The following is a 26,060-nucleotide window of genomic DNA, read 5'->3' on the forward strand; positions in this document are numbered from 1 at the left end:
ACCATAGGGAACTAGGGCATTACATTCATTTAATGGCAAAGATTCTAGAGAACGAAAGTATAGTAAATTGAGACTAACTTAGATATTTATGAAATATATCTTTTCATGTAGCCAGTACCGACTATATGGACTATAATAACTCCGAGGGAAAGAATTACTCTCGAACTGAGACCTAGATATGATATGACCGTAAACATATGGCTTTCTAACGTCGAGTTACAGCGTTATGTTTAATTAATTTTTGAGAGATGTCAATAAGAAGTTGGATGGATATGAGAAGAGCTATAATAATTAATCCACCCCAAGCCGGGGTTAGATTTGAAAGACTCCCTGACGAGAACAGACCAGCTCCTAACCAGATAAAAGTAAGAGCAATTTACACGGGGATCTGTGGAACGGATAGGGAATTAGCCAACGGCCTATTAAAGCACAGCATCCCGCCTGAAGGAAAGGAGTTCATGATACTGGGTCATGAGGTAATAGGTGAAGTCGTGGATAAAGGCAAGGATGTTGACGAATTTGAGATTGGCGATAAAGTAGTTGGATTAGCCAGGAGAAGATGCGGAAAATGTTTAAGCTGTGAGATGGGGAGGCCAGATTTGTGCGAAACTGGTCAGATGCCCATTGCCGGAGTGAAAGGAAAAGATGGTTTCATGGCAGATACCTTTAATGATGAGGCAAAATTTTTCGTTAAATTACCCGATACTATTACGGACGAATCGGCTGTTCTCATTCAACCTCTTGGAGACATAATCAAGGCAGTGTATACGGGAATAAATGCGCTTAACTCTAGGTTCACATGGTATTGTAGGGATTCTACACTGCGGTGCAGGACGGCTATGATACTAGGCACAGGTTCAACAGGGCTTTTATTTTCAATGTTATTGAAGACCTTAGGTCTGAAAGTAATTCTTGTAAATAGGAGAGGTCCCACAAGTGCAGAGGAAAGCATCACAAAAAGTGTTGGTGTAAGCTTCTTAAGAATAGACGAGGAGTTACCGCTAGTAGATCTTCTCATTGATACTTCAGGATCCACAGTTTCATTACTACGGGCCCTTCAGAGGGTAAGGCCAAATGGTGGAGTAATTCTTTTCGGGTTTGGATTAGGAGATGAGTCCACGTTTAAAGCCCAACATCTGACAGACCTAGTTTATAGGAACATACTAGTTCTTGGATCAGCAGCGCATGGCAAAATACATTTAGAGGAAGCGGTAAAGCAGTTTGAAATTATAAAATCGTATTACAACGAGGCTATAAAGAAAATGATAACAAGGGTAATTTACCCGGAGGAGGCAATTCCATATATAATGAAAAAGCAGGAAAATGAAATTAAGATAGTCATGAAATGGAGGTAGCTAGATGATCTTCTTCGGCTTGACTTTCTGTGCATTTTAAATAATATTCTTCTTTTTATTCCTTATCAATTAGACCTTAAATTTGGATCCGAACTCGATTAGGCTTCGTTATTAAAATCCATACGCTAATTCTTAGCATGAATTACCCACGTTAACTTTATAAATTGACTACAGTAGCTAGTTTTGTTCTGAGGCATGAGAAAGGTTCAGGCAATAGTAGTGGGAGCAGGAAGAATGGGAAAAGTACATTCTAGGAACTTAAAACAAATCCCAAATGTAGAACTAAAGGCAATAGTTGATATAGATCAAAGAAGGGCATCGGAACTTGCCAACGAGGTAGGTGCTGCCCCCTTTTCTAGCTTATCTTCTGCGATTGCTAGTGTTAAACCCGACCTTGTGGTCATTACCAGTAGCACTCAAACTCATCTACCACTTATAAAGGAGGCCGCCGAGAACGGAGCCTATATTTTTGTGGAGAAACCAATGGGACTTAATTCAAAGGAAAACGAGGATATAGTAAGAATAGTCCAAAGTAAGAAGGTGAAGCTTCAAGTAGGTTTCCAAAGGTTATATGATCTTTCTTTTATCGAGGTCCAGAAGCGTTTAGGTAGCGGAGAAATAGGGAAACCGCTTATAGCTGAGCTCATAAGCAGAGATCCTTCTCCCCAGCCTGGTATTGGAACCATACTCTACCCTGGAGCAGTATATGACGATATGGCAATACACGACTTTGCCACTATGGTTTGGTTGTTTGGTTTCAAGAAAATGACGTTATTCGCTACTGGAATGGCCGCAGTATTTAAGGAGTATAAGGAGGCTGGGGATTACGACAACACGTTGGTGAACGTGAAGTACTACGATGGTCCGCTGGTCAACATAGACACCAGTAGGTGCTCCAAGTACGGCTACGATATAAGGCTGGAGGTACTTGGGGAGAACGGCCTGTTAAAGGTCGAGAACGTTACTGACTACCAGACCTTCGTGTATAAGGGGGATTCCGTCACTCATCCTCCTTACCTGTGGTTCGAGGACAGGTTCAGGGACGCGTACAGGAGGGAGATAGAGGCCTTCGTCAAGGCGGTGATGAACGACGAGAGGACCTTTCCTGACGAGGTCTTCGGGATGCAGGTGGGAAGGATATCCGATGCGGCGAAGAAGTCGGCGCTGGAGGGAGTGCCGGTGACAGTTGAATGAGCCGTAGCCAACATTTGCTTACGAATCAGATAATCTAACTTAATACTAACAACGTCAGCATAACTTATATAACAATTTTTCCATATATCTCTTGATCTTAGAATGACGTTATATACAGGAAGTCAATTGGCTCTTGAGTATTTTAAGAAGGCTGGAATAAAACACGTATTTGGCATTCCGGGGCATGGAAATGCCGCTTTAACTGACGTTCTATACGACATGAAGAAAGACATGGAGTTTATCCCAATAAAACATGAACAATACGGAGGGCATATGGCTGATGGATATTTTAGGGCGAATAGGAAAACTCCCGCCATCGTAACTACCTCAGTGGGTCCTGGAGCTACTAACCTAGCTACAGCTTTGGCTACTGCCTATGTCGACTCCTCGACATTCATAGCGTTAACAGGGGACATTCAGACATATCTTCTTGGGAAAGGAATATTCCAAGAGATTGAAAGGCAATTTCAAAGCGATTATATTAATGCCATGAGACACTTCACCAAAAGGGCATATTTTGTCACAGATGTAAGGCAACTTCCAAACGCTATTTCCAATGGTCTCAAGGAAGCAGTCTGTGGAAGACCTGGACCGGTATTGATAGGTTTGCCAATGAACATTCAAACAGACACAATAGACGTCGATATTAATAGTATCCCTCTTGTATTACAAGTGGGCAGGATTAGACCAGATAGGGAGAAAATAATTGAAGCGGCCAAACTCCTTGTATCAAGCGAGAGACCCTTTATTCTTGTTGGAGGAGGAGTTGTGATGTCGGATGCCACAGAGGAGCTTGTCAAGTTAGCAGAGCTACTGGGTGCCCCAGTTGCTACTACATTCAGGGGTGATGCCAAGGGTAGTTTTCCAGAGACCCATGAACTATACGTTTTCTCAGTGGGTAATATAGGAAACCCAGTAGCGAATAAACTTGCATCAGAGGCGGACGTCATATTGGCTATAGGTGTGACATTTAGTGACGAGACCACAAGTTCCTATGTGCGCGGTATTACCTTTAACATACCGCCCACCAAGGTGATTCAAATAGACATTGATCCTCATGAAATCGGAAAGAACTATCCGGTGGAGATTGGAATATGGGCCGACGCTAAGACTGCTTTAGCGGAGCTTTACGAGGCCGTAGAAAGCTTGGGCAAAAGAGGTAAGAATATCTCAGAATACACCAAGAGGATAAGGGAGATGAAACAGCAATGGTTTAATGAGGTTGAGGAATTAAGGAAACAGGCACCAATGGGGATACCTGCATTGACTAAGATTCTTAGAGAAAACTTAAGCAATGATACAATAATAACACTCAGTGCTGGATTGCCGCAAGAGATATTCTCCCAGTTGTGGATCACGGATAAGCCTAGAACCTTTATTAGCTCAGGTGGATTTTCTACCATGGGTTTCGCACTTCCTGCAGCAATAGGAGCTAAGTTGGCAGTGGGTGACACTCCAGTTATTGCCATAGAGGGGGATGGGTCCTTTCTGATGAATAATATTGAATTACTTACCGCATCTCAGCAAAACTTACCCGTTATAACAATCATACTAAATAATTACGGCTGGATCTCTATAAGAGACCTCCAAATAAGGAATTTCGAACATAGATTGATTGGAACAGAATTTAGAGATAGAAGAGGAAATTTAAAGGCTCCTTCCTTTGAAAAGATTGCCAAAGGTTATGGAGCGGAGTACTTCAAGGCAGAGACGCCCGAGGAAGTAATCTCGACTGTAAAATCCGCTCTTAAAATAAGCGATACCCCCTCGGTTATTGAAATAATGATAGAAAATAAGTTCCCATATAGCGGGACAAAGGCATATGGCTACTGGGATATACCTAGAAGGTCAGGAACCAGCGATAAGGAAGTACGGAGTTCAAGGTGATGCCCAGACTAGCCTTACAGGAATTCATTGACTACTATGCCAACGATATGGCATCCTGTTCCTGGTGTAGAGTTACTGAAAATTCTGAATTAATTTAGCTTATACTTACTCAACTAAATATAAACCAAGGAAATCTCAACGACCCTCATAAAATGTTTTAGTTTACGTCTTGCCTAGCTTCTTAGAAATCTCAATTAACTCCTTAGGGCCTATGGAAACGTCTCCAATTTCCGGAGGTTTCTCCCTCAGGCCTATCAGCCCAACCTTATCCGCGACTTTGCTCATCCTCTTCACCGCCTCTCTGGCCTCCGAAGTGGTTATCTCTCCCATCTTGACCTCAAATGCTATAATTCTCCTTCTTCCCTTCATTACCACCACGTCTATATCCTCTCTGGGAGAGTAAACAAAATCTCCACCGTAATATTTACTTATCATCTCTCCCACCGAGAACTGAACCTCCAGTCCCAGGGGCAGATCGCTAACCTTGACGTCCCTTTCGCTAACTAGGTACTTTGACTCGGCGTACAGCGAGAGTGAAATCACAGGGGAGACATGTCTATAGTAATACTCCTTTCCCAGGGTCCTAATCTTCCTTATCAATCCCATTTTGCTTAACCTGTTCATCAGGGAGGACACTGTTGCCTCCCCACCCTTAACCTGCAGGATACCTGCCAGCTCCGAAGTTCTCCAGATTCCCTCTGCCACCTTGAGAAGCACCTGGTAATATATCTGGGTTAAACTTCTCTCCTCCTCCTTGAACACCTCTCCTATGAGACCCTTGGAGATCAGGGAAAACTCCTTCAGTCTCTCAACAAATTCCTCGTATGAGTTAATGAAGGGAATGATCCACGGATCCCTGAACAGGGTGGACAGCACCGGGTCCTCCAGCTGGGACAGGACATCCTCGTAACTCATGATTGGAATCTCCCTTGGAGTCAACAAGCCCAGGAGGGGAGAGTTCCTGTCGAATACCTTTTCCAAGACTCCATAACTTGAGCCGGCCAGGATGAGGGTCCCGCCCCTGTCAAGACTGGAGATATCTGCATAAAACTTCTCCGGCATTCTCTGAAACTCGTCGATGATCACGGTGCCACCCTTCTTGAGCTCTGAGCGAACCTCCCTTAACAGTTCCTCCACCTCCACCCTTTCCCCGCTCTCCAGCAGGCCCTCCGTTTCATTGGCCATGGTGACGAAATAGTCGTACTTGATGCAGTTCTTCATGAGCGTAGTCTTTCCCGTTTTTCTCCTACCGTACAGCAATAGCCAGTAATCAACTCCTGAGTTCCCCGCATTCCTTTCTTTTTAGTACTAGTCTCACGGGACTAGTCTGATAGGACAAGAATATATAAAGTTGTCTCTTCCCTCGACACCTGCTGATTGTCCCTGATCCTCCATGTTTCAGGCCTGACTAAAGTTCAGGTACCACGAGTAGAGGGTATACCCTAGGTCGGCGGTGCCGCTGGAGTCGTTGAATTCCATGCCCACCTGAATGGCGTCAAGATAGTAACTTTCATTATAGTTCACATTGGCTCTCTGCAGGTAGGGATTAAGGTTCTGCAGAACGTGTGTTATGGGGATACCCACAGTACCCTGCAGGTTTTGGGGAGGTAACAGGTAAACTCCTGTCCATCCGGTCGCTGAACCAGTCCTGGGCAGGACGTACACAGCCCAGGACATGTTCTTGAGGGTTCCGTTGACCAAGACAGGGAAGGTCATGTAGCCCGTGAAGATGAAGTACTTGTTCTGGGTTATGTAGTCGCTCCCGTACATCCATATCATCACCTCGAAGTCCCCATACTTGAGGTAGGTGGTGTTGGGGTCCCGGGTTAACCAGATGTCGTACGAGAAATCCTGTATGACGCCCAAGTTCTGAAACACCCTGAACTTCAGGATGGAGTAAAACTGCGGTAGATCTGAGATTTTTTCAGGTAATGGTAGTAATGGGGAGACCAGGGTCTTCCCCGCGAAGGGGAACCAGCCCTCCTCTCCATACATTAAACCGGGGTATCCGTCCACGGGTATGGAGGGAGTTATCTTGGTGATTTGGGTCATTTTAACGGTGACGTTAAGGTATGGAGTCAGGGTCATGTTTGTAACGCCCAGGGCAGTCCTCACGTTCCAGAGGAACGGGGAGAGGAAGAGGCTGGAACCATTAGCGTATAGTTCGCTCATGGAGTATCTGCTCTGACTGAGGTAACTTCCCAGGATGGATACATCCCTCTGGGGTCCGGGAAACAGGACTACAAGGTATTTACTGGCGACGGTAGGAACTCCGTTATTTTCAGTTGAATGGTTGTCATATCGTGTATAAAACGCAACTGCACCCAGCAACACTGCTAAAATTAGTGCTGATATGACAATTTTTCTTACCACGAGAAGCTCTGTCTGGGGAAAATTATAAACCTTGTATACATGCTTTCAGGCTGATAGGAATGTATGAAGATACTAATCTCATGTAGCGATCACGACACACTCCACTTCCTTCCGACAGAGGACTCCTTCTCACTTAAGTACAGTGTAATCCCCGACATCCCCTGACGGGAAGTATCTATGCGGGTCATCATGTGCCATATGGGTTCATGGTATGAACCTAGCGGAGTTATTCGATCCATTTTCAAGGTATGAGGCTCGATACTACTGATTAATCTTATCCCTCTTGGTCAAGGGTAAAATTTTATGCATTCAGGATACTCTCTAGATAGTTTGTTTCAATACTTTGCAATAAACTTTAAGAGGATCATCGAGGAGGGAGATTCCTGATGAAAGTTTCGTTCACTGCAAGAATCTTCTTACGGCTATTTGGAGAACCAATTTTCGCTGATCTCTGCTCAGGAGAAATAAGATACTTGGGCTAGGGGTGGCCATAGTAGAGACAGGGATAATTTACGGAATTCTTCTTGCGAAGGGTTACGATGGAACGGTGAGGAACACGTTCAGGATATTTCAGTTGATGGTGTCCGTGGTGGCGGCGTTGATCTTCCAATTCATCATTCTCAGGATCATCTAGTGGTGAGAGAATGAGGGAGTGAAACTCAAGAAGAGAAAGGACCTGGGCCCTCAAAAAGAAAATAGAGAATCTCTTGAATAAGGCCAAAATAAACCATGACTTTTTTAAGAAAAAAACTTTTTTTCAAGTGTTATTTCCTAGCTAATTCCACGGACCTGATGGGCATTACTCCAGGTATCTCCCACTTCTCATACATCTCATCGACCATTTTCTGGAAGTAGTCGTAATCCTCCTCCACAAAGTGGGAGAACCTTCCCTGTTTCTCCAGGTATTCCCTCACCGGCTTCCTCTTTATCCTTCCCTCCACTATACCCTTCGTTGGCTCGTTGTACACTATCTTGCCGTCTATGTACTCATACAGGGGCCATATCCCTGTTTCCACGGCCAGAGTTCCCAGTTCGTGAGAGTACATGGGATCGTAGTCCCATCCCTTGGGACATGGATCCAGAGAGTGTATGAAGGTGGGTCCTCCGGCGCTCAATGCCTTCTTTATCTTGTTTAATGTGTCCAGTGGATAGGCTGGACTGGTGGTGGCAGCGTATCTCACGTTCCTATGTCCCGCAATTATCATGGGGACTACGTTCTTCTTCCATCTCCTCTTCATTATTCTCCTGGCCGTACCTGGCCTACTGAAAGACGTCTGTGCACCATATGGCGTCATGCTTGTCTCCTGGATGTCCGTATTCGCGGATGATTCATTATCATACAATATTATTAGGAGATTATAATCGTAGGTCATGGCGTTGGACACTCCTGAAAGACCCATGTCCGCACAGCCCAGGTCACCGCAGAACACTATCACGTTTATGGGTTCCTCCTTTATCTTGCCCTTCCTCATCAATGCCCTTAGAGCGGCCGCCGTGCCCAGAGCGGCTCCACCGGATCCGCCCAGCTGAGTGTGGACCCACGGGACAACCCACGATGTGGTGTAGTATGTTGTGTTGGCTACATACATGCAACCAGTGGCGCCCACAACTATGGTTCTTTCCCCTGATATCTTGGCCAGATACCTCATTAGGAGGGCAGATTCGCATCCCTGGCATGTCCTGTGCCCTGAGGTGTAGAACTCCTCCAAGGGAGCCTGCTTTATTGTCTTTATGATGGATTTATACATTCTTTCCTCTTTTTCCAACTCATTTTCGGTCATGTCTGGTCACCTCCACTACCAGGGATCCCCCCTCACGTTCACCCAATAGGTGTGCCTTGTGAGGGGTGTATCCCTCTGCTCCACCCCGATCTTGATTATCTTCTCCACGTCCTGTATGGTTATCTCCCTTCCTCCTAGACCTCCAATGAAACTGAGGACCTTGGGTCTCTCATCCAAATCGTAAAGGGAGGATCTAACCTCGTGATACACCACGCCGCCTCTGAAGGGTGAGCCAAGGGAATAGTCCCTATCCACTACGCACACAACCTTAGCGTTTGCAAGATACTTCATGACGTCCTCTGCAGGGAATGGTCTGAACCACCTTATCCTTAGCATTCCTGCCTTCACCCCTTTCTCCCTCATGTTCTTTATGGCGACCTTCATGGGTTTAGAGACTGTTCCCATACCTACTAGGATCACGTCTGCATCCTCTACCATGTAAGGTTCAACGAATGGGTTCTCTGGCATGGTGATGTCCCTAGTTGTACCCGGATACCTCCCGAAGGTCTTCTTGAAGGACTCGTAAGCCTCCTTGATCACCTCCCTAGCCCTTTCCATTCCCTCGTCATGTTGTCTCCTTATCTCTGTAACCCAATCCTCATTTACCTGTGGAGCAACACTGATGGGATTGTCTGGATGAACTCTGAGCTTACCCCTATCGTAGGGTGGAAGGAAGCTCTTCACAAGCTCCCTATCGGGAAGTCTCACTATTTGCTCAGAGTGGGTGAGAAATCCACCGTCCATTGAGACACCCACGGGGATGAGCACCCTTGGGTCCTCCCCAATTCTGTAAGCGAGCAATGCTGTATCGAATGCCTCCTGGGCAGTATCAACCCAGACCAAGAGCCATCCCACATCCCTGACCATCAACGCGTCGTTATGCTCAACTCCGTATGCTCCTGGATCGTCCAGTGCCCTGTTCCCTATAACCGCGACGACTGGGGCCCTGTCCGTTGCCGTGACAACTATGGCCTCCATCGCGTATAGCCAGCCCACCCCGCTCGTCCCCACCAGGGTTCTGGCTCCCACCAGTGACGCATGCTTGACTATCTCAAACTGCCCGTGCTCACCTTCAGCTATTATGAACTCCGCGTCCAACTGTCCGTCAGCTATGAGCTTGGATATTGTGTCCATAACCTCTGTGTAAGGTCTTATGGGATAAGCAGCAGTAACATCCACATCAGCATACATAGCGGCGTAAGCAACGGCCTGGGTTCCATTGAGGAGAATTTCCTTCTCTGCTACCTGTGTCATCTTCCCAACCCCGGAACAATTGGTCTTTCCCTGACCTCAGCCCTAGCGTTCTGAAGCCATTTCTTATATTCCACCTTGTTAGCTTTCCACATTCCGTAAGGCCTCGTGTAATCTGGTAACCTTTTCTCATCAACCATCACGATGCAGTTCTTTACCGGACAAACCTCGGCACATATACCGCAACCTACACAATAGTCGTATGCTATATCATAATAACCGTCTGGAGTCTTATCGAAACACTCATCTGGGCAATACACCCAGCAGAGATCACATTTTATGCAGGCATCGAAGTCCACCGTGGGTCTCTCGGTCTTCGTTGTACCTCTCTTGAACTGTTCATTTCTTCCTCCCCTGGGCACTGCGGGTATTGCTGTTCCCTCCATCATTTCCTGCCATGTCAGGAGCCTAGGAGGAGCGTACTTGAACTCCACTCCCTCTCCAGGGTTCATGGTCTTGATCACTAGCCCCTCGTATGCCTCCTCCACTGCCTTCAGTCTCTCATTGAGCTTATCCTTCTTATGCGATTTCACGTATGAGACGACATGCTGGATGTCCACTATGTCTGGTCTTACCTTAGCTATGGCTCCCCACACCCTCTCCATAGTGGTATCATCGTTGAATGCCCACAGGCCTGAGAAGGATCTGTCCCAATTGAGTTTTCCTAAGGTCCACTGAAAGTCCTTGGAGGGCGTAAGTTTAACCATCTCTTCCATGGGCTTCCTTGAGGTGACAATCATGGCTCCGTCCTTCCTCAACTTCAGGTTAATGGGCTGAACACCCTGCCAGGCCCAAGATTCTACGCCCTTCAGTAGGGTATCGTCTAGGACAGCTATCACGTCCACATACTCTGGCTCCACTCTTGTGGAATATCCTATCAGGTCCTCCTCGCTTACGTTGCCTACTGCTACATAGTACTTCGCAGGAACTCCGTTTCTCTCAGGAGAATCGCCGTATCTTCCGAACGAAACTGCAGACTTCCCCATATCTCTCGCCATATACACCAGTCCCTCAGCAACATACTTCGCTAGCCTCTTCTGGAATATCCCCCTATAGGTTATCTCCACATACTTTACATCTTCTTCTCCCATTTTCTCATGTATATTATAGTAGTTGCTTACATTTATAGTTTTAAGTAATTTTTTCAAAAAATCCAGTTTGCGTCTGGAAGAAAGTTTCAAGTCCCAAGGTGATTCTTTGTAAGAATCTCAAAGTGACCAAGATAGTCCAATTAGATTTTCAAGGGAGAACTCGTCAACAAGATGTTCAATTAAAGTGAATTGGATTAGGAAAAAAATTAGAGTAGGATGGAGGGATCTATCTTATATCTTCTTATTATCTTAGAAGTCTCAACTGAATTTATACCCTTGATATTATACAATCTGTTAGAAATGAACGAGTAGGCCTCTTCCTCCTCCTTGAATACGGCGTGAACGTGAAGCCTAGGTCCGCTATCAACGCCATAAACCCTTACCACGGCAGGAAACTGAGATATTTCGTTGACCACCCGCTCAATATATTTGGGGATCGAATCAATCTCCAGTATGAGAGAGACCTTATAGCCAAGGTTCGCCCTATCTATGAGGGGAACGTAACCGAGAATTATCCTGTTCTCCTCGAGCTTCTTTATTCTGTATCTAATGGTACTCACTGGCATGCCCAATTCCTTAGAGAGCACGGTGAGGGTGAACTTAGCGTTATATCTCAATCTCTCAAGTATTTTCATGTCCACCTCATCAAGTTTATAATCCTGCATACATATTATTAATAACGTAACTAATCAGTATTAAAGTTTTCTAACATATTCGCAAGCAGCAAGGGCAATGTATTCAAGTTTCTGCAATGATCAAAGTTACAGATTTGCAGAAAGTTTAAAGGATGTCACGAAAAGTAACGTCCAAAAGAACTATGTTACTTCGTTAATTAAAAAAGAAAATTTGTTCAAATATATTTCATTTCTCTCCATATCCTGGTGGTATTTTTCTATTTCCTATTGCCCCACTGCCGAACGCCAGAATGATTCCGATCCAGTTAAGTCCTATCCCCACAGCCACTATGGAACCGGAGTGGGCATTTACCCCCAGCACATCTACCCCCAATCCCACGAATAGGAAGACCCATCCCAGTATATAGATCACGGTATCCGATACGTTTATCAAGCCCTTATGAATGGTCCACTCCTCGGTTTGATCATCTCTTTCCTTACTCATTCTACTTCATTATAATATGGTTTTTAGAGTTTAAAAATCTTTTCCCAAAATAATCTCAGATAAAATAAAATATGATAGAAAAATCAATCTAACTTGTTTGTGACTCTAGAGTATCATTTACTATATTTTTGAATCAGAGCCTGTAGCTTTTCCTGAGGGATCTTTGAGGCAACCTCTTCCGGTATAGGTTCATGAAGTTTTAATCTAACCTTAATGTAATCCTCTATTGTTGGAGGCTTCTCCACGAACCAGACCAGTGCAGCAGCTATCAGCGAAAATGCGGCACCTATCCAAAATACCACAGACCACGCCAGTGGAGTTATGGTTATCGGCGCACCCGTAACGACATCGGCCCAGATACCTCCACTCACTAGCGTCAATATAACTGCCGCTACTATTCCTCCGAAAGCTCCACCTACCACCTTTAGGGCGTAGGGAATACTCCAGTTCTTTCCTATATTGTTTTCACCGAAGTAGTCAGCAATTATCAACCAGTCGAACACGAAACATGCACCCGATACTGCACCTGTGGCTACTGCTAATATTGCCCAAGGAATCGCCAAATGAGCTAATCCTGCATATAGAACACCTAGACCACCTATCCCCATAAACGAGTAGAATATGGTAAGCGCCTTTCTTCTTCCTATCAGACTTGAGATGAAGCCTTGAGTTGGCCTACCTAGACCATCCGTCAATGCGAAACCTGCTGCACCAACAGCGAAAGCTATACCTCCCCCAAACCCCATGGCTGCCCCGAAAGGTGCGTAGAATGACACATTAAATAGTGAGGCCGCCAGCGCTAGCGTGAATGAGATCATCTGAGCCTTTCCTATCGGAGTTGCCAGCATTTCCCTGGGGCTCCATTGGGCTACCGCAGGCGGATTAACCTTTAATTCTCTTGACTTGAGTTTAGCCTGCCTAGCGGCAATGGGATCTACATCCTTGGGCCACCAATACTTCGGAGGATCTGTGACTAAGAATCCAGCTATTATTAATCCTATCCCAATGCTGAGGCCAGTAATGTATAATATTTCTTGGAAGTTACTGGAATTAAAGTCGAAGATATACAAAAGAATGTATGGGACCGCACCGTAAGCCCAAGCACCATTTGCTAGCCCTAATCTCCATCCTTTCTTTTCCGGGAACCACTTATTGACCACGCCCCCTCCCACGGCATACCCTAAACCAGCACCCACACCTCCTATAGCCGCGTATCCGAGATATGCTATCCAAGGCTGGAACGAATTAGCGAAAAGGTAATATGCTACCATGAGCAAGGCACCGCCAAACAACAGTGCCCTTCTTGGACTAATTAGACCCTTCTCCCTCAATCTTTGAAAGATCATGGCACATATGGTGGCCTGGAAAAGCACATACACCGTATAATTGAAGAAACCCTCAGCGAGTGACCACCCATAATGGGAAATTACCGTTGTTGAGGCTGCACCCCAACCGTACTCTAGTACGCTACCGAAGAAAAATGACATCCATGCGCCTAGCAACAAGAGCCTCCTGCCTATTGGATATCCCAGCATCTTCCTAGTTATCGCCTTTACGTCCTCTCCTACCCTGTATTTCCTGCCTACACTATCAACTATTATGGTATATTCCCCATATGGGGACTTGTGCTTTGTCGAACTTTCCATTACCATTTACACCTCTTTATATATCACGGAAGATTCTGTATTATCAGCGTAAAAACTATTACTGAATTATAGTTACCTTAAATACGTTATAATCTATAATAAAGATAGAGGAAATAATTGCAAGACCTACAAGGATCATTCTCATCTATAATTATAATTATTAAAGTCAATCACGCTGTGATAATAAAAACAGCAATTCTAATCAAAAAAGCTCCTAGACCTTAGGTTTACATTGGCGATGAAGTAGTAAGTACTTTGCAAATATTTTAAAGCCATATAAGTAGTGGCTTAGGTTTCAGAATTAGACCATGTAATTAATGAAATAATATGGAAAGGTGAAGAGGGTTCCACGCTAATTTATGTCCTATAGATGATTTCGAGGTTAGATCTCATCAGAGTGTAAATAACGAGTTGTTTTTAAAACTATTACGCCAAAAGTTTAGAGGTGAGACTTTTGGGGGAAAAGAAAAAGCTAGATAGAGATATGGCTAGGAGTAGAGCCAAGAGAAGAGTGGCACTAATAGGTGGAGTTTTTTGCTTCATATTTGGTATAGCAGGATTTCTTGAAGAGTTGAATGGTGGCCTTCTTGAATCCCTAGACGATTTCATTTTTCTAGCTATAGGGATTATTATAATTATATTATTCCTAATTTATAGGAATACATTCACAAATAGGGACTTGAATAGATTCCTAAATGTAACTACACTGCTACTTGTATTGGGTCTAGTATTCAAGTTATTAGCCATTGGGGCGCTTGAGGCAAGGGATCTCTCAGCTCTCGGAGACGACTATCCAAGTGTTATTCTCATTCTATTAGTTATTATCTATAGATTCCTTTAAACTAAATTCTACTTTTAAAGACAATAGAGTATTCATTAGTTACAGCTCTTTGCGCCTAACCCATATGACAAGGCAGTTTAGAATAACAGATAATTCTAAAATTTAAATTATATCACTATGATATATCAATACTATTGGATTTGCCATCCAGGGCGTTAGAAATTCAATGGAAAAATTATCTACCTCTTCAGCACTTTCGTAGAGTTAGAACGATAAGTTCCAGAAACGGAGATCATGAATGGTTCGCGCCCATGAATTGTAGGGGCATCGGGATGGCCACTTGATTCAACTTATTTTGATAGAAAAGGATAGATAAACAAGTTGAATTTTATACATACCGGACACCCTCACGACCATACCACAGCCTACGATGCATGGCATATACCCAACGCCATCTTAGTGAGATGGAGAGAGGATTTAAGGCATCCGGAAATCAGGGACTTCATTACTCCCCAACAGTTTGAGGACCTCATGAGAAGAGTGGGGATATCCAACGAGAGCACTGTTATCTTGTACGGCGACTACAACAACTGGTTCGCAACATATGCCTTCTGGTTGTTCAAGGCATATGGGCATCAGGACGTTAGATTGCTTAACGGAGGTAGGACCAAATGGGCGAAACTGGGTCTTCCCACGTCTAAGGAAGTTCCAAGTTATCCCAAGACAGATTACAAGGTTAGTAAGGTAGACTGGGGAAGTCATAGGGTCCTGATGTGGGAAGTTCTTCAGAAGGTGACCAGGGGGGAGGCTGGAAAGTTCGTGACCCTAGTTGATGTGAGATCTCCCAAGGAGTACACGGGGGAAATTAAGGCACCGCCGGAATACGCAGATGAGCAAACTCAGGTGGGAGGTCACATTCCTGGAGCAATCAACATACCCTGGGCTCAAGCGGTGAATCCAGATTCAGGAGAGTTCAGACCCTATGATGAACTTCTCAGAATATACTCCAATGTGCCGAAGGATAAGGAGGTAATCACGTACTGCAGAATAGGGGAGAGGGCGGCTCATACCTGGTTCGTGCTGAAGTATCTCCTAGGATATCCTGCAGTCAGAGTTTACGATGGATCCTCAGCTGAATGGAACAACGTAGTTGGGATACCGGTGAAAAAGGGAACTGAGCCTTGAAGATATTAAGGGAGCTAGAGTTCAGGAGAGAGGAGATATGCGGGGCTAATAACCCCGTAAGGATCATCATAAACACAGTGAGGGAGTTAAGAGAGTGTGAGGGAATTAAGGTAAAGGTGAATGATTACGATTGGGTCCTCACTCTAAGGAATTTGGCTGAAATACACGACTTCAAGGTGGAAGAGGGGGAAAGGGAAAATAATTTTTTGAATTTGATCATTTATAAACCATGTAATTAGATAAAAAAATTGAAATTTTTATCCTAGTCCCGATCTATCTTACCATTTCCCTGATTTTGGCCTCTATTTTTGCCTCGCTTGGAATTACCTCCCTCTCCAAGGGCTCGCTGAAGGGGATCGGCACGTCCGGTACTGTCAATCTCTGAATTGGAGCCTTTAGCTCTCTGAAGGCCCTTGACTGGATCCTGAACGCTACCTCACCAGTCATGCCATAGCTCATGTAATCCTCGTCCACTATGAGCAACCTTCCAGTCTTCTTTACCGACCTGGAGAGCGTCTCCTCGTCTAGGGGTACCAGTGTTCTCAGGTCCACCACTTCGACGGAGATGCCTTCCTTCCTTAGTTTCTCCGCAACCCTCATGGCCCTATGCACCATCACTCCCACAGATGCAACGGTCAAGTCACTCCCCTCCGTCTTCACTATCGCTCTCCCAAACTCCAGCTCGTATGGCTCTTCCGGCACTTCATCCTCCTCTCCCTCGTAGGGGAGAAATGGTAGTCCCGTGAGGAGTTTGTGTCCGAATATGACAACAGGGTTAGGATCTCTCAATGCCCTAATGGTCAAGCCCTTAGCGTCGTAGGCATTTGAGGGAACTACGACCTTGAAACCCGGGACGTGGGCGAAAAGTCCGTAAAGCACTTGAGAGTGCTGTTCTGCGTCCCCATAACCGCCACCCACTGCTGTTATCACTGTGACAGGCATGGGAAACTGTCCCCCAGACATGTAGTGGTTCTTGGCCATATGGTTGTACATCTGATCGAATCCCGCCCCTAGGAAGTCCACGAACATGAGAGATACCACGGGGTGAAGGCCAACTGATGCCATTCCCACTGCCATTCCCATGAAGGTCTGCTCCGTGATGGGCGTGTCCACCACTCTTTTCCTTCCAAACTTATCAAAGAGACCCATGGTGAACCCGAAGACAGCACCCCAATAGGTAACATCCTCCCCCAACACTACAATATCATTTCTCCTCTCCATCTCCTGGGCTATTCCTTGAGCTATGGCCTGGGAAATTCCCTTCATCTTCATCTGAACACCCCCGTTAGAGCGGTTGAAGGTTCAGGATAGGGACTTTCCTCGGCGAACTTTAAGGCCTCATCTACTTTCTCCTTGGCCTTCTTTCTCCGTTCCTCCAGTCTCTCCTTCTCTACTCCCAACTTGGTCAACCTGTTACCCAACCGAGTAATTGGATCCATTAATCTCCACATCTCAACTTCATCCCTTTCCCTGTACTCCTGTCCATCTCCCTCGAAATGACCCCTGAATCTGTAGGTGACGGCTTCAATCAGGGAAGGACCCCCTCCACTCCTGGCCCTTTGAACTGCCTTTCTCGTGGCAAGATAGACATCAATGACGTCCATTCCATCCACAAGATAGGACGGAATGTTCAGGGACATTGCCCTCTGGAAATGATGGGGCGTGGCAAGGGCTATACTCTTGGGAGTGGAGTCGGCGTACATATTATCTTCAACCACCAGTATAAGGGGAAGCTCCCATAGTGACGCAGCGTTCAAGGTTTCATAAAAGGTACCGTGATTCGCTGCTCCCTCCCCGGCGAAGGCCACAGCAACATTATCTTCTCCCCTGTACTTGAAGGCGAAGGCTGCTCCCGCAGCCTGGGGAAATGACGCGCCGACTATTCCGCTACACGAAAACCTCACTTCCTTATCAAAGAGGTGCATATGTCCCCCCTTCCCTCCGCATAGTCCCGTGCTCTTCCCAAATATTTCTGCCGCTAACTTTCTGACGTCTGTTCCCTTTGCTATGGCGTGATGATGGGGCCTGTGAGTGCTCACAACTACGTCCTCTTTCCTCAGATTAGAACCAACTCCCACAGCCACCGCCTCCTGCCCTGAGGAGAGGTGCATCTCACCCCTTATTGGTCCTGAGGCCATGTTAAAGGGATTTTTACCCTCATAGTACTTGGCCCCTATAGCCTCCTCGAACTCCCGGATGAGACTCATCTCATAATACATCTCCAATAACTGATCTAGGGTAAGCCCAGCTGACTCCACTAACCCCTTGAGGTCCTTTACCGTAGGTTCAGGTTTCAGAAACATGTGTATCACTATCCTTTTCATTGAAGAGATTTAAAGATTCTCCTATCTTGTATGTTTCAATTTTTAGTTAACTTAATCAATGGGTGTATTCCATGAAGAGCAGGAGTTTTAGCATATCCAGAGTCCTTTAAACTCTAGGATGTGTTCATTAATAAGATGTGTCGGGAGACTCTGTAAATTTCTTGAAATTTACTCTATAAATCTAATAATTCAACTTGTTCTCAACAATCACCTTCCCTAATAGGGTTCGTATTGGCATTGAGTCGGGCTTATTGAGGATTTTCCACCAACGGAAAATTTCTGGAGCCGGAATTAACCCGAGCTAGTACAAGAGGTTCAATCCAGTTACAAGGTTATATGAAGAGAAATGATATATTGAGCGGAAAGAAATGTTAGGCTGAAAAGCTTCTGGGGAAAAACCGGATGCATGATAGGTGAACTGCCCTATCATGGATGGAGTCCTCTGCCCCCATCTCCAAAAAAGATAAACAAAGTCCTATGAACAACTTACAAACCTTTCTCCCTTCAGGGCCGAGATCAGCTTTAGATCCAGGGTTAACACCTCGCCACCTAGAGTGTTGGCCAGAGCTACTAGGGACGCATCGTACGTCGTTATCCCATACTTCACGGAGAGCCTATAAGCTTCCTGCGCAAGTTCCCTTCCCTGATGGACAGGAAAGTTGGAAATGAAGTTCAACCCCTTTGTTACGACCATCTCTCCATCTTCCGCAGAGATCTCTCCTCGTACCACTCTTTTCCTCATCACGTTGGGGAATTCGTAATAAATGAGATCGAGGAAGTGAAGGTCGTCATATCTCTCCAGCAGATTCCTGACGCATTCGCTTGCGCTCTCTGGCAGGAACACGGAAACGAGGGCAGAGGTATCAACGACTATCCTCATCCCTGTCCTCCCTCACAAGATGGGAGGAGGGCGACAGTAACCCGTACTTTGCCCTTAACTCTTCCCTGGTCCTGTCCGCATCTGTAAGCATGAGCCTCTTTTTCTCTCTTCTGACCACCTCCTCAAGGTATTGCCTGACCAGTTCTGCGTAGTCTATCCTTAGGTTTTCAAGATCTTCCTTTAACCTCCTGCTTATCCTCACGGAGATGGTCTCACTCATTCTTCCACGAATATAATTTGTCTTGCAAACTTTTAAAGTTTATCTCTATGTAAACTTCTAATTTCATGAGGTTATGCTGGATAACCGGAGATTGAGGAAGATTAACTTCTCCCTAACGAATTTTCCCTTAGTGACTTATCCCGCATACAATCTTTCGTCAGTGCGACACAACTCATCAGTTTGCGAAGGTGACGCTCCTCATCGTATCCTGGAAACTGGATAGACACTTCGTCTGCCTCTTGTGATGATAGATCGCTAACTCCAGCGGGTAGTTAGACACTAGCCAAAAAGAGTATTATCTAACTATAAAGTTTTTAAGGGGAAAGAGGCCACGTGAATCTCACGCATAACCCAAGAGAATTTTCCATCATTGGAACGATTCCGGAGTCCGGAAAATTTTTACCTTTTCACCAAGATATCACGAGATTTGTTCCAATAATGGAAACATTAAGACAATATGTCTGGATTTTCCTTTTAAATTGTATATTAGATAAACATCAAATATAATATAAGAAAAATTAGACTAGGTAATAAAAAGATCTATACTACTCATTACTTATCTCCAAAGCTTCGAATCTCCTGTCAATAGGATAGCTAGTTTCACGTAGCTTGTCTGATTTAATTCATAGTAATTACTGGACGTAGATGATGAAGGATAGTTAGACTTAACCCAGGGTGGATAATATCCTCCAAATGGATGTCCTTGAAATCCTAGGAAACCTAAGCCGAACTTAGCTGCAGTTTGCCATTCTAGGTACTCCTCATGCATGGATGAATTGAATTGAGACTCCCAAGCAGAAAGCGCAGGAGATCCAGTTTGTTGTAATGTAAGTAAGCCGGAATAAAGCTGGGCATCAACATCGGCAAAAAGCGAGAGCGGATCTATAACAAAGTTATTAGGAGATGTATTTAGCAGGTGTTGGTACATCCAATATTGTTGAGGTGTATTGTACCAATCTGTTCCATTCTTGTAATACGTGACTGCCTTCCATTTGGTCCATACCTCTTGACCCTGATAGGATATCCAATACTTGATAAATGTAAGTGCTGCCTGTTGTTGATTACTTATTGGTACTGCAACCGCGTCTGATACTATAGGGAAGTAGTTTTGAGTTCCTGGAAATGGTTGGGCAACCATAGTTACGTTACTCCAGTTAAGATATGGTTGCACTGCCGGATAGGTAGTAACGTTCAGGAAATCATAAAGGTAGTTAGTTGCTGAATCCACATCTACCTCAAATGCAGCCTTACCTTGATCTACTAAGGTGATGCCTTGTGGCCAAGTCATGGATTGCCAACCTGGATAATTATACGAGGTGTAGTTCAAGAAAAGATAATTGGTTTCATTAAATACCTCTTGGACAGCCGTATTACTCAAATTAAGTGTACCATATAAGAGTTCATCCATCAATCTAGGTCCGCCAATGCTCAGGAAGATTGCAAACCATAACTGTTCTTGATCATACCCACCATCTGCTCCAGGTACCATCCAAGGAGTTACACCATGGTGGGCTAGCTGGACAGTATCATAAGTGAGTTCACTTAAGTTCTGAGGAACAGGAAGGTTATACTCTCTTAGCAAATTCAAGTTATAATATAGCACTAGCCCACTATGCACGCTAACCGGAACGTTTAGCATTGTGCCATTATATGCTGATGCTTCCATGACCGGCAGGATTGCATTATTTAACAATCCCTCCTTCTGAACCACTGGGGTCAAATTAATAAACGTGCTTAGTCCCTGGGGACTTGATTCAACATAACTTAACATATTTGCTCCAACTAAGCTCTGGAACAGGGAAGGAGGTTTACCGGCCTCAATAAGCGCCAGAATTGCATATTTAGCGTTTGTACCTCCAGCCCCCGGGACTAGATTCTTGGTAACTGTATAACCTGGGTAAGATGATTCAAATGCCGGAATGAGATGATTCAGGGCTACCTTACCTGTTGTCGCCCACCATGTATAAAATACAAGATTAGTGATAGTACTGGTAGTTGTAACGTTAGTAGTAGACTTAGTTGAGGTGGAAATATTTGAAGTGGTGATTGGGGAGGTCGGTTTAGTGTGGGGTATCAAGAGTACCGCCGATATTGCACCTACTACTATTAAGACCACAACGACAACGATTATGACCCATGTCATGGTTGACATAGCTTTTCTCGTCATACTTAATAGCTAAGATTATATCACTAATAAGTATTTCCATGATAAAATAGCCTATGCTAAAACAATATCGTTATCTAAATAACTCCGAATTTCTTCTATTAAAACTTCTATAATGTTTTGATCTAGCTATACGAAAATTTAACCTAGTATCCATACCGAGATATTGTTTTATTATCTTGTCATTAGTATTTATAGATGAAAATAATAAAAATAGTTCTCTTTTAATCCCAAGATATCCTCATCTTGATTTCGCCCCGCCTCTTTTCCTTGAGTATCTTCAAAACTTCTTTCTCTTCATCAATACTTACCGTATCTGTTATCAAGTTTTTAGATGTCTTGGGATAAAGCGTTTTCCATGACGCTAAATGTGATACTGCTAGTTGAAAATGAGGCTTTTGTCCATTTACTAAACCCAAAAATACCTTGTTCGCGTGAACGATTTGCTGAATTGATTTGAAATCAATTGTGGCGGAACCTGAAACGGGGAAACCGAAAAGGCCTACTACACCATTTCTCTCCAATAATGGAAGAATTTTTGTAATAAGACCTGCATCTGCACCTGTGGCTTCAATGATAACGTCGAACTTTCCAACCTTTCTGCTCAATTCTTCATAATCATTTACAGAATTATAATAGTTTATTCTTGCCTCTTCTAACAAAATTTGTTCTGTTTCATTGGGCTCTCTTTTATTGGATATCCAGACTTTGATTCCAAGTGTTCTAAATAGTAATGAAAATAGTACGCCTATTGGCCCTGTACCGACAATTAGCACCTTTCTACAATTTAGGGTACCGTCGTCGCAACTCCAAATGGGAACTCTTTTTTGAACCTCAAATATTTCCTCAACTGATTTTTCCACATCAGCTAAAGGTTGGGCTAGGATCCCTATATCCTCAAGGGACTTGGGAATTCTTACAAGATATCTCGGATCGTCATACCACTGTTCCCTCATAAATCCATCCATACCTACAATTCCGGCTTCACGAAAGTTCCCAGTCTCGCAGAAATCTGACCTACCTACTAAACAGTTTTTACAAACTCCACATCCTCTTCTGTTTACAGGCATCACCATATCTCCTTCTGAGAAGCCTTCATATGATTCCTCCACCTTCCCAATCGCCTCGTGACCCAATACAAGAAAATCCTTTCCCTTAGGTAACTCTGAAAGAATCAATTTCCCGTTAACAACTTCCCTATCGGTTCCACATACTCCACTATATAATGTCCTTATCTTTAAATATCCATAATTACTCAGATCTTTTTCATTGACATTAGAAATTTGAACTCCTGCTGCAGGCGGTTTAACAATTATGGCCTTCATTGATAATGCACATTAGTATAAAGAAAATAAGTCTTGTTAGCAAGTTATGATAGAGCCGTCATATTAGGGTTACCCATTTAGAGCACTTAACCTAAACATTGTTTGAGGGACTCAGGAGATCATGTATTTTGATGAAAGGTCACGAACCTCTCCATGCTTAATAATCCAAATATCGTAGATTAATCTAAAGTTTAGGTCACCTTAGTTCGTGGAACGGTCTTTCAAAATTGATGATAGCGATAGTCATCCAAAATTAACTTGCTATGCCCTTAGTTAAGCACATATAGACTCTAATCTCCTATTATAATTTGTGGGCATCTAATGCCTACTTATATATCGATGGGGTACCAAATTATTGTGTATTTGAGGGGTCTTTAACGTGAAATACAAAACAAACCGAACTAGGCCCTATCGATGAACTAGACAGTCTTGGATTCTTTTTATAAGAAACATAACTAAAAAAATCAAAAATTACTGATTAAATACCATTACTGAATGCTTCTTAACATAAACAAGTATTTCTTCGCCTATATTCGTTCTATGATCTGTGTAAGTAACGATCTCTTCCTCGGAATCAGGAGGAGATACAGTTATTCTAAATAAGCCACCCTGATAACCCACTACTTTTATCTTACCCTTACCCACAAAAATCCATGAGTCGTCGTTTATGACCTCCTTAGATAACTTAACATTCTCAGGTCTCACTCCTATCATAATTTTCTCAGAAGCAGGATTATCTTTTCTATAGGTATCTGGGGGAAACTTAAAACTGCTGACAATGACTCCCTCATTACTTAACTTTCCTTCCAGTTCATTTATTTCTCCGATTAGGCTGGCTACCTCAACAGATACAGGATCATTGTAAATCTCGTCGGGATTACCAATTTGAGCAAATTTACCTTTCACCAGTACACCTACCCTTTCTGCTATGGCAAAAATGTCCGCAGGGTCGTGACTGACAATGATCAGAGTAATCCCCAACTCGTTCTGAACTTCTCTAACTAAAGCTCTAGCGCTATCTCTCATTCTAGCATCTAAATTGCTAAACGGCTCGTCCAAGAGAAGTAAAGATGGTTGCTTCACCAGGGCCCTAGCTAAGGAAACTCTTTGTTGTTGCCCGCCTGAAAGTTCCCTTGGGTAATGGCTTAGTACATGGGAAATATCAAGAATTTTAGCGACCTCTTCTACTTTTTTCCTGATCTCTTCCTTACTCATTTTCATGTTAGTTAATGGAAAAGCAATATTTTCGAACGCGGTTAAATTGGGATACAATGCCCAAGTTTGGAACACCATTCCTATTCTCCTATCCTCTGGTGGAACGAAAAGTTTGCCGTTTCCTGCAACCAGCTTATCGTCAAAATATAGTTCTCCACTACTGGGAACATCAAGGCCTGCTATACTTCTCATAAGAGTGGTTTTTCCTGCACCGCTGGGTCCCAGAATACCGAACCTCTCCCCATTGTTTATAGTAATGTTAATGTTATCCAGTGCAATAACCTTACCTTTCTTAAACACCTTTGAAAGATTTTTTGCGACAACCTTGACCATGGTTACACCCCCTTTCCTCCACCTCCTAGGGCTATCAACCCTCTTATGAAGTACCTGCCTAAAAATATGAATATTGCCAGGGGTATTATACTTGCCAGCATCGCAGCAGCAAAGGTATCGTTATATAATGTACCGTAACCTCCCGTATATGCTTCCACCGCAACCGATATCAACTTCATTTCAGGAGTAGTCACTAATACTAAGGGAATAAAGAAATTATTCCAGGACTGAATAATAATAAAAATTAACGTGGAGATAAAGCCGGGCATTGACAGCGGGAATACTATTTTAAGAAATATTTTCAGATCACCTGTTCCATCAATTTTCGCTGCCTCAACTAAACTCCTAGGCAGGACTGATATAAACATGGACATGAGCAGAGCTCCTGTTGGAATATAAAATATAAGCATGGCAAATATAATTCCAGCGTAAGTGTCCAAGAGGCCCATATCCACTATTAGCCTAGTTAAAGGTATAAGAGTTGCCTGATACGGTATGAAAGTGGCCAAGGCAATGAGAGAAAATAGGACGTCACTCAATGTGGAGGAGAACCTACTATAGGAATACGATAGGGTGTAGAAAAAGTAAGCTCCCATCGCGCCTAGAAAAGCTGCTATAAAGGATGTAGGAATTACAATAATCAGGCTATTTAATAGTGGTTTTGCTAGGCTACCGAATACTGAGACATAAGCTCCGATGGAAAATTGAGTTGGCGGTACCAGTACGGGAGTAGACGATACCTCCAAGTCGCTCTTAAAACCATTTATAACCATTGCATAAACTGGTATAAGCCACAATACGCTTACCACAGCTAAAGCTAAGTAGTGCAAAGATGCCTTTATTACTGGTCTCATCTTCTGATCCACCTCCTGATCATAATCAAGGCATAGGGTATAATGACTATTGTGGCGATGACAGTGATTATTGTAGCCACAGCTGTTGCGTCAGAGAAAAATTCCACTGTAAATAGATAATACATATAAAGTACTGATGTCTGTAGAAATATATTAGTTGTTCCTCCAGATAGTATGAAAGGTAGGCTAAATATTCTAAATGAAAACAAGAATAATAACGCAGTAGATATAACGAATGAATTAAATGAGTTTGGAACTAATAATTTATACGTTATCTTAAACGCGCCTGCTCCATCCAACCTTGCCGCTTCTACCACTGCCTTGTCTATATTCATAAATCCAGCAAGATAAAACAGTGCGGCTATCCCTGTATATGCCCAAACAGATACAACTATTAAACTGGGGAACATTGTCGATGTGGAAGACAACCATGGAAACTGTGGCAATCCAATTTTTGTTAACACCCAGTCGATTCCAATGTTAATATTGTATAGCCATAACCAAATGAGACCATTGACAGCCATTGAAATAGCCAATGGATATATCATTATTGACATGAATATAGATCTCGCTCCATTAGATTTAAGAAAATATAATAGTGATGCCAGTAATATTCCTAATATATTACCTATAGCCACAAGACTTACAGACAACTCTAGTGAATGCACTAGTGAATTAGAAAATTGAAATTGTCGCACAACGGATACGAACGTTTCCAATCCCACTAGGGAAGGCGTAGGATTTAGAAGAGACCAGTTCATGAAAGATACGCCGGCGTTCCATAGCACTAAATACAGCAGGATTATTGAAAAAAGTGCTGTTGGAACAACCAGAATAACAGTACCTTTCTTCATGTTATGCCATCAAATTAATTTGTATGAGGAGCGATATATAAGTTAATGATTATCAATCTCCCTTGATAGCTACTTTCATAAACTTTTTACTAGAGTATCTAAGTGTATGTATGGCTCCAAAAATAAACATAACTTATATATCCGCTTATATCTATGAGTTATGATAATTTGTATATATTATATAATTATAGTATTTAAATAAAAATCGAACCTATTTTTAGTGACATG

The 26,060-nt window shown here is 43.6% G+C and carries 23 protein-coding genes and 1 pseudogene; 7 read left to right on the forward strand and 17 right to left on the reverse strand.

Annotated elements, in window-relative coordinates; all coding sequences use genetic code 11:
• The first annotated feature begins 272 nt into the window (after positions 1 to 272).
• The 3 genes from QVC96_RS10090 (at position 273) to QVC96_RS10100 (ending at position 4,436) form a co-directional block, all read left to right on the forward strand.
• Positions 273 to 1,355, forward strand: coding sequence for an alcohol dehydrogenase catalytic domain-containing protein (locus tag QVC96_RS10090; protein ID WP_287689149.1), 1,083 nt, complete (start codon positions 273 to 275; stop codon positions 1,353 to 1,355).
• Between the two features lie 195 nt (positions 1,356 to 1,550).
• Positions 1,551 to 2,549 carry a Gfo/Idh/MocA family protein gene (locus tag QVC96_RS10095; protein WP_287689150.1) on the forward strand — a complete coding sequence of 333 codons (999 nt, stop codon included), beginning with the start codon at positions 1,551 to 1,553 and terminating at the stop codon, positions 2,547 to 2,549.
• 126 nt (positions 2,550 to 2,675) lie between these two features.
• Entirely contained in the window at positions 2,676 to 4,436 is a 1,761-nt protein-coding gene (locus QVC96_RS10100) for a thiamine pyrophosphate-binding protein (RefSeq protein ID WP_287689151.1), read from the forward strand.
• 162 nt (positions 4,437 to 4,598) lie between these two features.
• On the opposite strand, the gene QVC96_RS10105 is transcribed toward QVC96_RS10100, so the two are convergent.
• Positions 4,599 to 5,696, reverse strand: coding sequence for an AAA family ATPase (locus QVC96_RS10105; protein WP_287689152.1), 1,098 nt, complete (start codon positions 5,694 to 5,696; stop codon positions 4,599 to 4,601).
• A 138-nt stretch (positions 5,697 to 5,834) separates the two neighbouring features.
• Positions 5,835 to 6,809, reverse strand: coding sequence for a GH12 family glycosyl hydrolase domain-containing protein (locus QVC96_RS10110; protein WP_287689153.1), 975 nt, complete (start codon positions 6,807 to 6,809; stop codon positions 5,835 to 5,837).
• Between the two features lie 484 nt (positions 6,810 to 7,293).
• Here QVC96_RS10110 and QVC96_RS10115 point away from each other — a divergent pair, with 484 nt between their 5' ends.
• A complete protein-coding gene (locus QVC96_RS10115; RefSeq protein ID WP_238027260.1) occupies positions 7,294 to 7,443 on the forward strand; it encodes a hypothetical protein in 150 nt (49 codons plus the stop codon).
• Positions 7,444 to 7,573: 130 nt separating this feature from the next.
• On the opposite strand, the gene QVC96_RS10120 is transcribed toward QVC96_RS10115, so the two are convergent.
• The 6 genes from QVC96_RS10120 to QVC96_RS10145 all read right to left on the reverse strand — a co-directional run bounded on the left by QVC96_RS10120 (position 7,574) and on the right by QVC96_RS10145 (position 13,697).
• Entirely contained in the window at positions 7,574 to 8,590 is a 1,017-nt protein-coding gene (locus QVC96_RS10120; protein WP_238027259.1) for a thiamine pyrophosphate-dependent enzyme, read from the reverse strand.
• A gap of 15 nt (positions 8,591 to 8,605) precedes the next feature.
• On the reverse strand, positions 8,606 to 9,844 hold the full coding sequence (locus tag QVC96_RS10125; protein ID WP_238027258.1) for a pyruvate ferredoxin oxidoreductase: 1,239 nt from the start codon (positions 9,842 to 9,844) through the stop codon (positions 8,606 to 8,608).
• The gene (locus QVC96_RS10130) at positions 9,841 to 10,932 is read right to left on the reverse strand and encodes a 4Fe-4S dicluster-binding protein (RefSeq protein ID WP_287689154.1); all 1,092 of its coding nucleotides are present in this window, start codon (positions 10,930 to 10,932) and stop codon (positions 9,841 to 9,843) included. The genes QVC96_RS10125 and QVC96_RS10130 overlap by 4 nt, the downstream gene beginning before the upstream one ends.
• Positions 10,933 to 11,138: 206 nt before the next feature.
• Entirely contained in the window at positions 11,139 to 11,597 is a 459-nt protein-coding gene (locus tag QVC96_RS10135; protein WP_238027256.1) for an Lrp/AsnC family transcriptional regulator, read from the reverse strand.
• A 196-nt stretch (positions 11,598 to 11,793) separates the two neighbouring features.
• Positions 11,794 to 12,051 carry a hypothetical protein gene (locus QVC96_RS10140; RefSeq protein WP_238027255.1) on the reverse strand — a complete coding sequence of 86 codons (258 nt, stop codon included), beginning with the start codon at positions 12,049 to 12,051 and terminating at the stop codon, positions 11,794 to 11,796.
• A gap of 113 nt (positions 12,052 to 12,164) precedes the next feature.
• Positions 12,165 to 13,697: an MFS transporter gene (locus tag QVC96_RS10145; protein WP_287689155.1), complete on the reverse strand. Its 1,533-nt coding sequence runs from the start codon at positions 13,695 to 13,697 to the stop codon at positions 12,165 to 12,167.
• Between the two features lie 445 nt (positions 13,698 to 14,142).
• Here QVC96_RS10145 and QVC96_RS10150 point away from each other — a divergent pair, with 445 nt between their 5' ends.
• The 3 genes and pseudogenes from QVC96_RS10150 (at position 14,143) to QVC96_RS10160 (ending at position 15,902) form a co-directional block, all read left to right on the forward strand.
• On the forward strand, positions 14,143 to 14,538 hold the full coding sequence (locus QVC96_RS10150) for a hypothetical protein (RefSeq protein ID WP_287689156.1): 396 nt from the start codon (positions 14,143 to 14,145) through the stop codon (positions 14,536 to 14,538).
• 348 nt (positions 14,539 to 14,886) lie between these two features.
• Positions 14,887 to 15,663, forward strand: a pseudogene (locus QVC96_RS10155) (sulfurtransferase); the annotation flags it as partial.
• Positions 15,660 to 15,902 (forward strand): hypothetical protein, encoded by a 243-nt coding sequence (locus QVC96_RS10160; protein ID WP_287689158.1) that lies wholly within the window; start codon positions 15,660 to 15,662, stop codon positions 15,900 to 15,902. The pseudogene QVC96_RS10155 and the gene QVC96_RS10160, both read left to right, overlap by 4 nt.
• 34 nt (positions 15,903 to 15,936) lie before the next feature.
• On the opposite strand, the gene QVC96_RS10165 is transcribed toward QVC96_RS10160, so the two are convergent.
• The 9 genes from QVC96_RS10165 to glcT form a co-directional block, all read right to left on the reverse strand.
• Complete coding sequence (locus QVC96_RS10165) at positions 15,937 to 16,935, reverse strand: alpha-ketoacid dehydrogenase subunit beta (RefSeq protein WP_287689159.1); 999 nt, start codon at positions 16,933 to 16,935, stop codon at positions 15,937 to 15,939.
• A complete protein-coding gene (locus QVC96_RS10170; RefSeq protein WP_425597996.1) occupies positions 16,932 to 17,966 on the reverse strand; it encodes a thiamine pyrophosphate-dependent dehydrogenase E1 component subunit alpha in 1,035 nt (344 codons plus the stop codon). The genes QVC96_RS10165 and QVC96_RS10170 overlap by 4 nt, the downstream gene beginning before the upstream one ends.
• Before the next feature lie 496 nt (positions 17,967 to 18,462).
• Positions 18,463 to 18,867, reverse strand: a complete 405-nt coding sequence (locus QVC96_RS10175; RefSeq protein ID WP_238026286.1) for a type II toxin-antitoxin system VapC family toxin — start codon at positions 18,865 to 18,867, stop codon at positions 18,463 to 18,465.
• Complete coding sequence (locus tag QVC96_RS10180) at positions 18,851 to 19,087, reverse strand: antitoxin (protein WP_238026287.1); 237 nt, start codon at positions 19,085 to 19,087, stop codon at positions 18,851 to 18,853. Before QVC96_RS10180 ends, QVC96_RS10175 begins: the two co-directional genes overlap by 17 nt.
• 556 nt (positions 19,088 to 19,643) lie before the next feature.
• A complete protein-coding gene (gene glcS / locus QVC96_RS10185) occupies positions 19,644 to 21,254 on the reverse strand; it encodes a glucose ABC transporter substrate-binding protein GlcS (RefSeq protein ID WP_287689161.1) in 1,611 nt (536 codons plus the stop codon).
• A gap of 221 nt (positions 21,255 to 21,475) precedes the next feature.
• On the reverse strand, positions 21,476 to 22,576 hold the full coding sequence (locus QVC96_RS10190; RefSeq protein ID WP_287689162.1) for a glucose 1-dehydrogenase: 1,101 nt from the start codon (positions 22,574 to 22,576) through the stop codon (positions 21,476 to 21,478).
• 471 nt (positions 22,577 to 23,047) lie between these two features.
• Entirely contained in the window at positions 23,048 to 24,124 is a 1,077-nt protein-coding gene (glcV, locus tag QVC96_RS10195) for a glucose ABC transporter ATP-binding protein GlcV (RefSeq protein WP_287689163.1), read from the reverse strand.
• Positions 24,125 to 24,126: 2 nt separating this feature from the next.
• Positions 24,127 to 24,978 (reverse strand): glucose ABC transporter permease GlcU, encoded by an 852-nt coding sequence (gene glcU / locus QVC96_RS10200; RefSeq protein WP_287689164.1) that lies wholly within the window; start codon positions 24,976 to 24,978, stop codon positions 24,127 to 24,129.
• Positions 24,975 to 25,832, reverse strand: coding sequence for a glucose ABC transporter permease GlcT (glcT, locus tag QVC96_RS10205; RefSeq protein ID WP_287689165.1), 858 nt, complete (start codon positions 25,830 to 25,832; stop codon positions 24,975 to 24,977). The genes glcU and glcT overlap by 4 nt, the downstream gene beginning before the upstream one ends.
• Positions 25,833 to 26,060 lie beyond the last annotated feature (228 nt).

Origin of the sequence: Metallosphaera javensis (ex Sakai et al. 2022) (genome assembly GCA_021654415.1) — an archaeon.
GTDB classification, from domain to species: Archaea; Thermoproteota; Thermoprotei_A; order Sulfolobales; family Sulfolobaceae; genus Metallosphaera; species Metallosphaera javensis.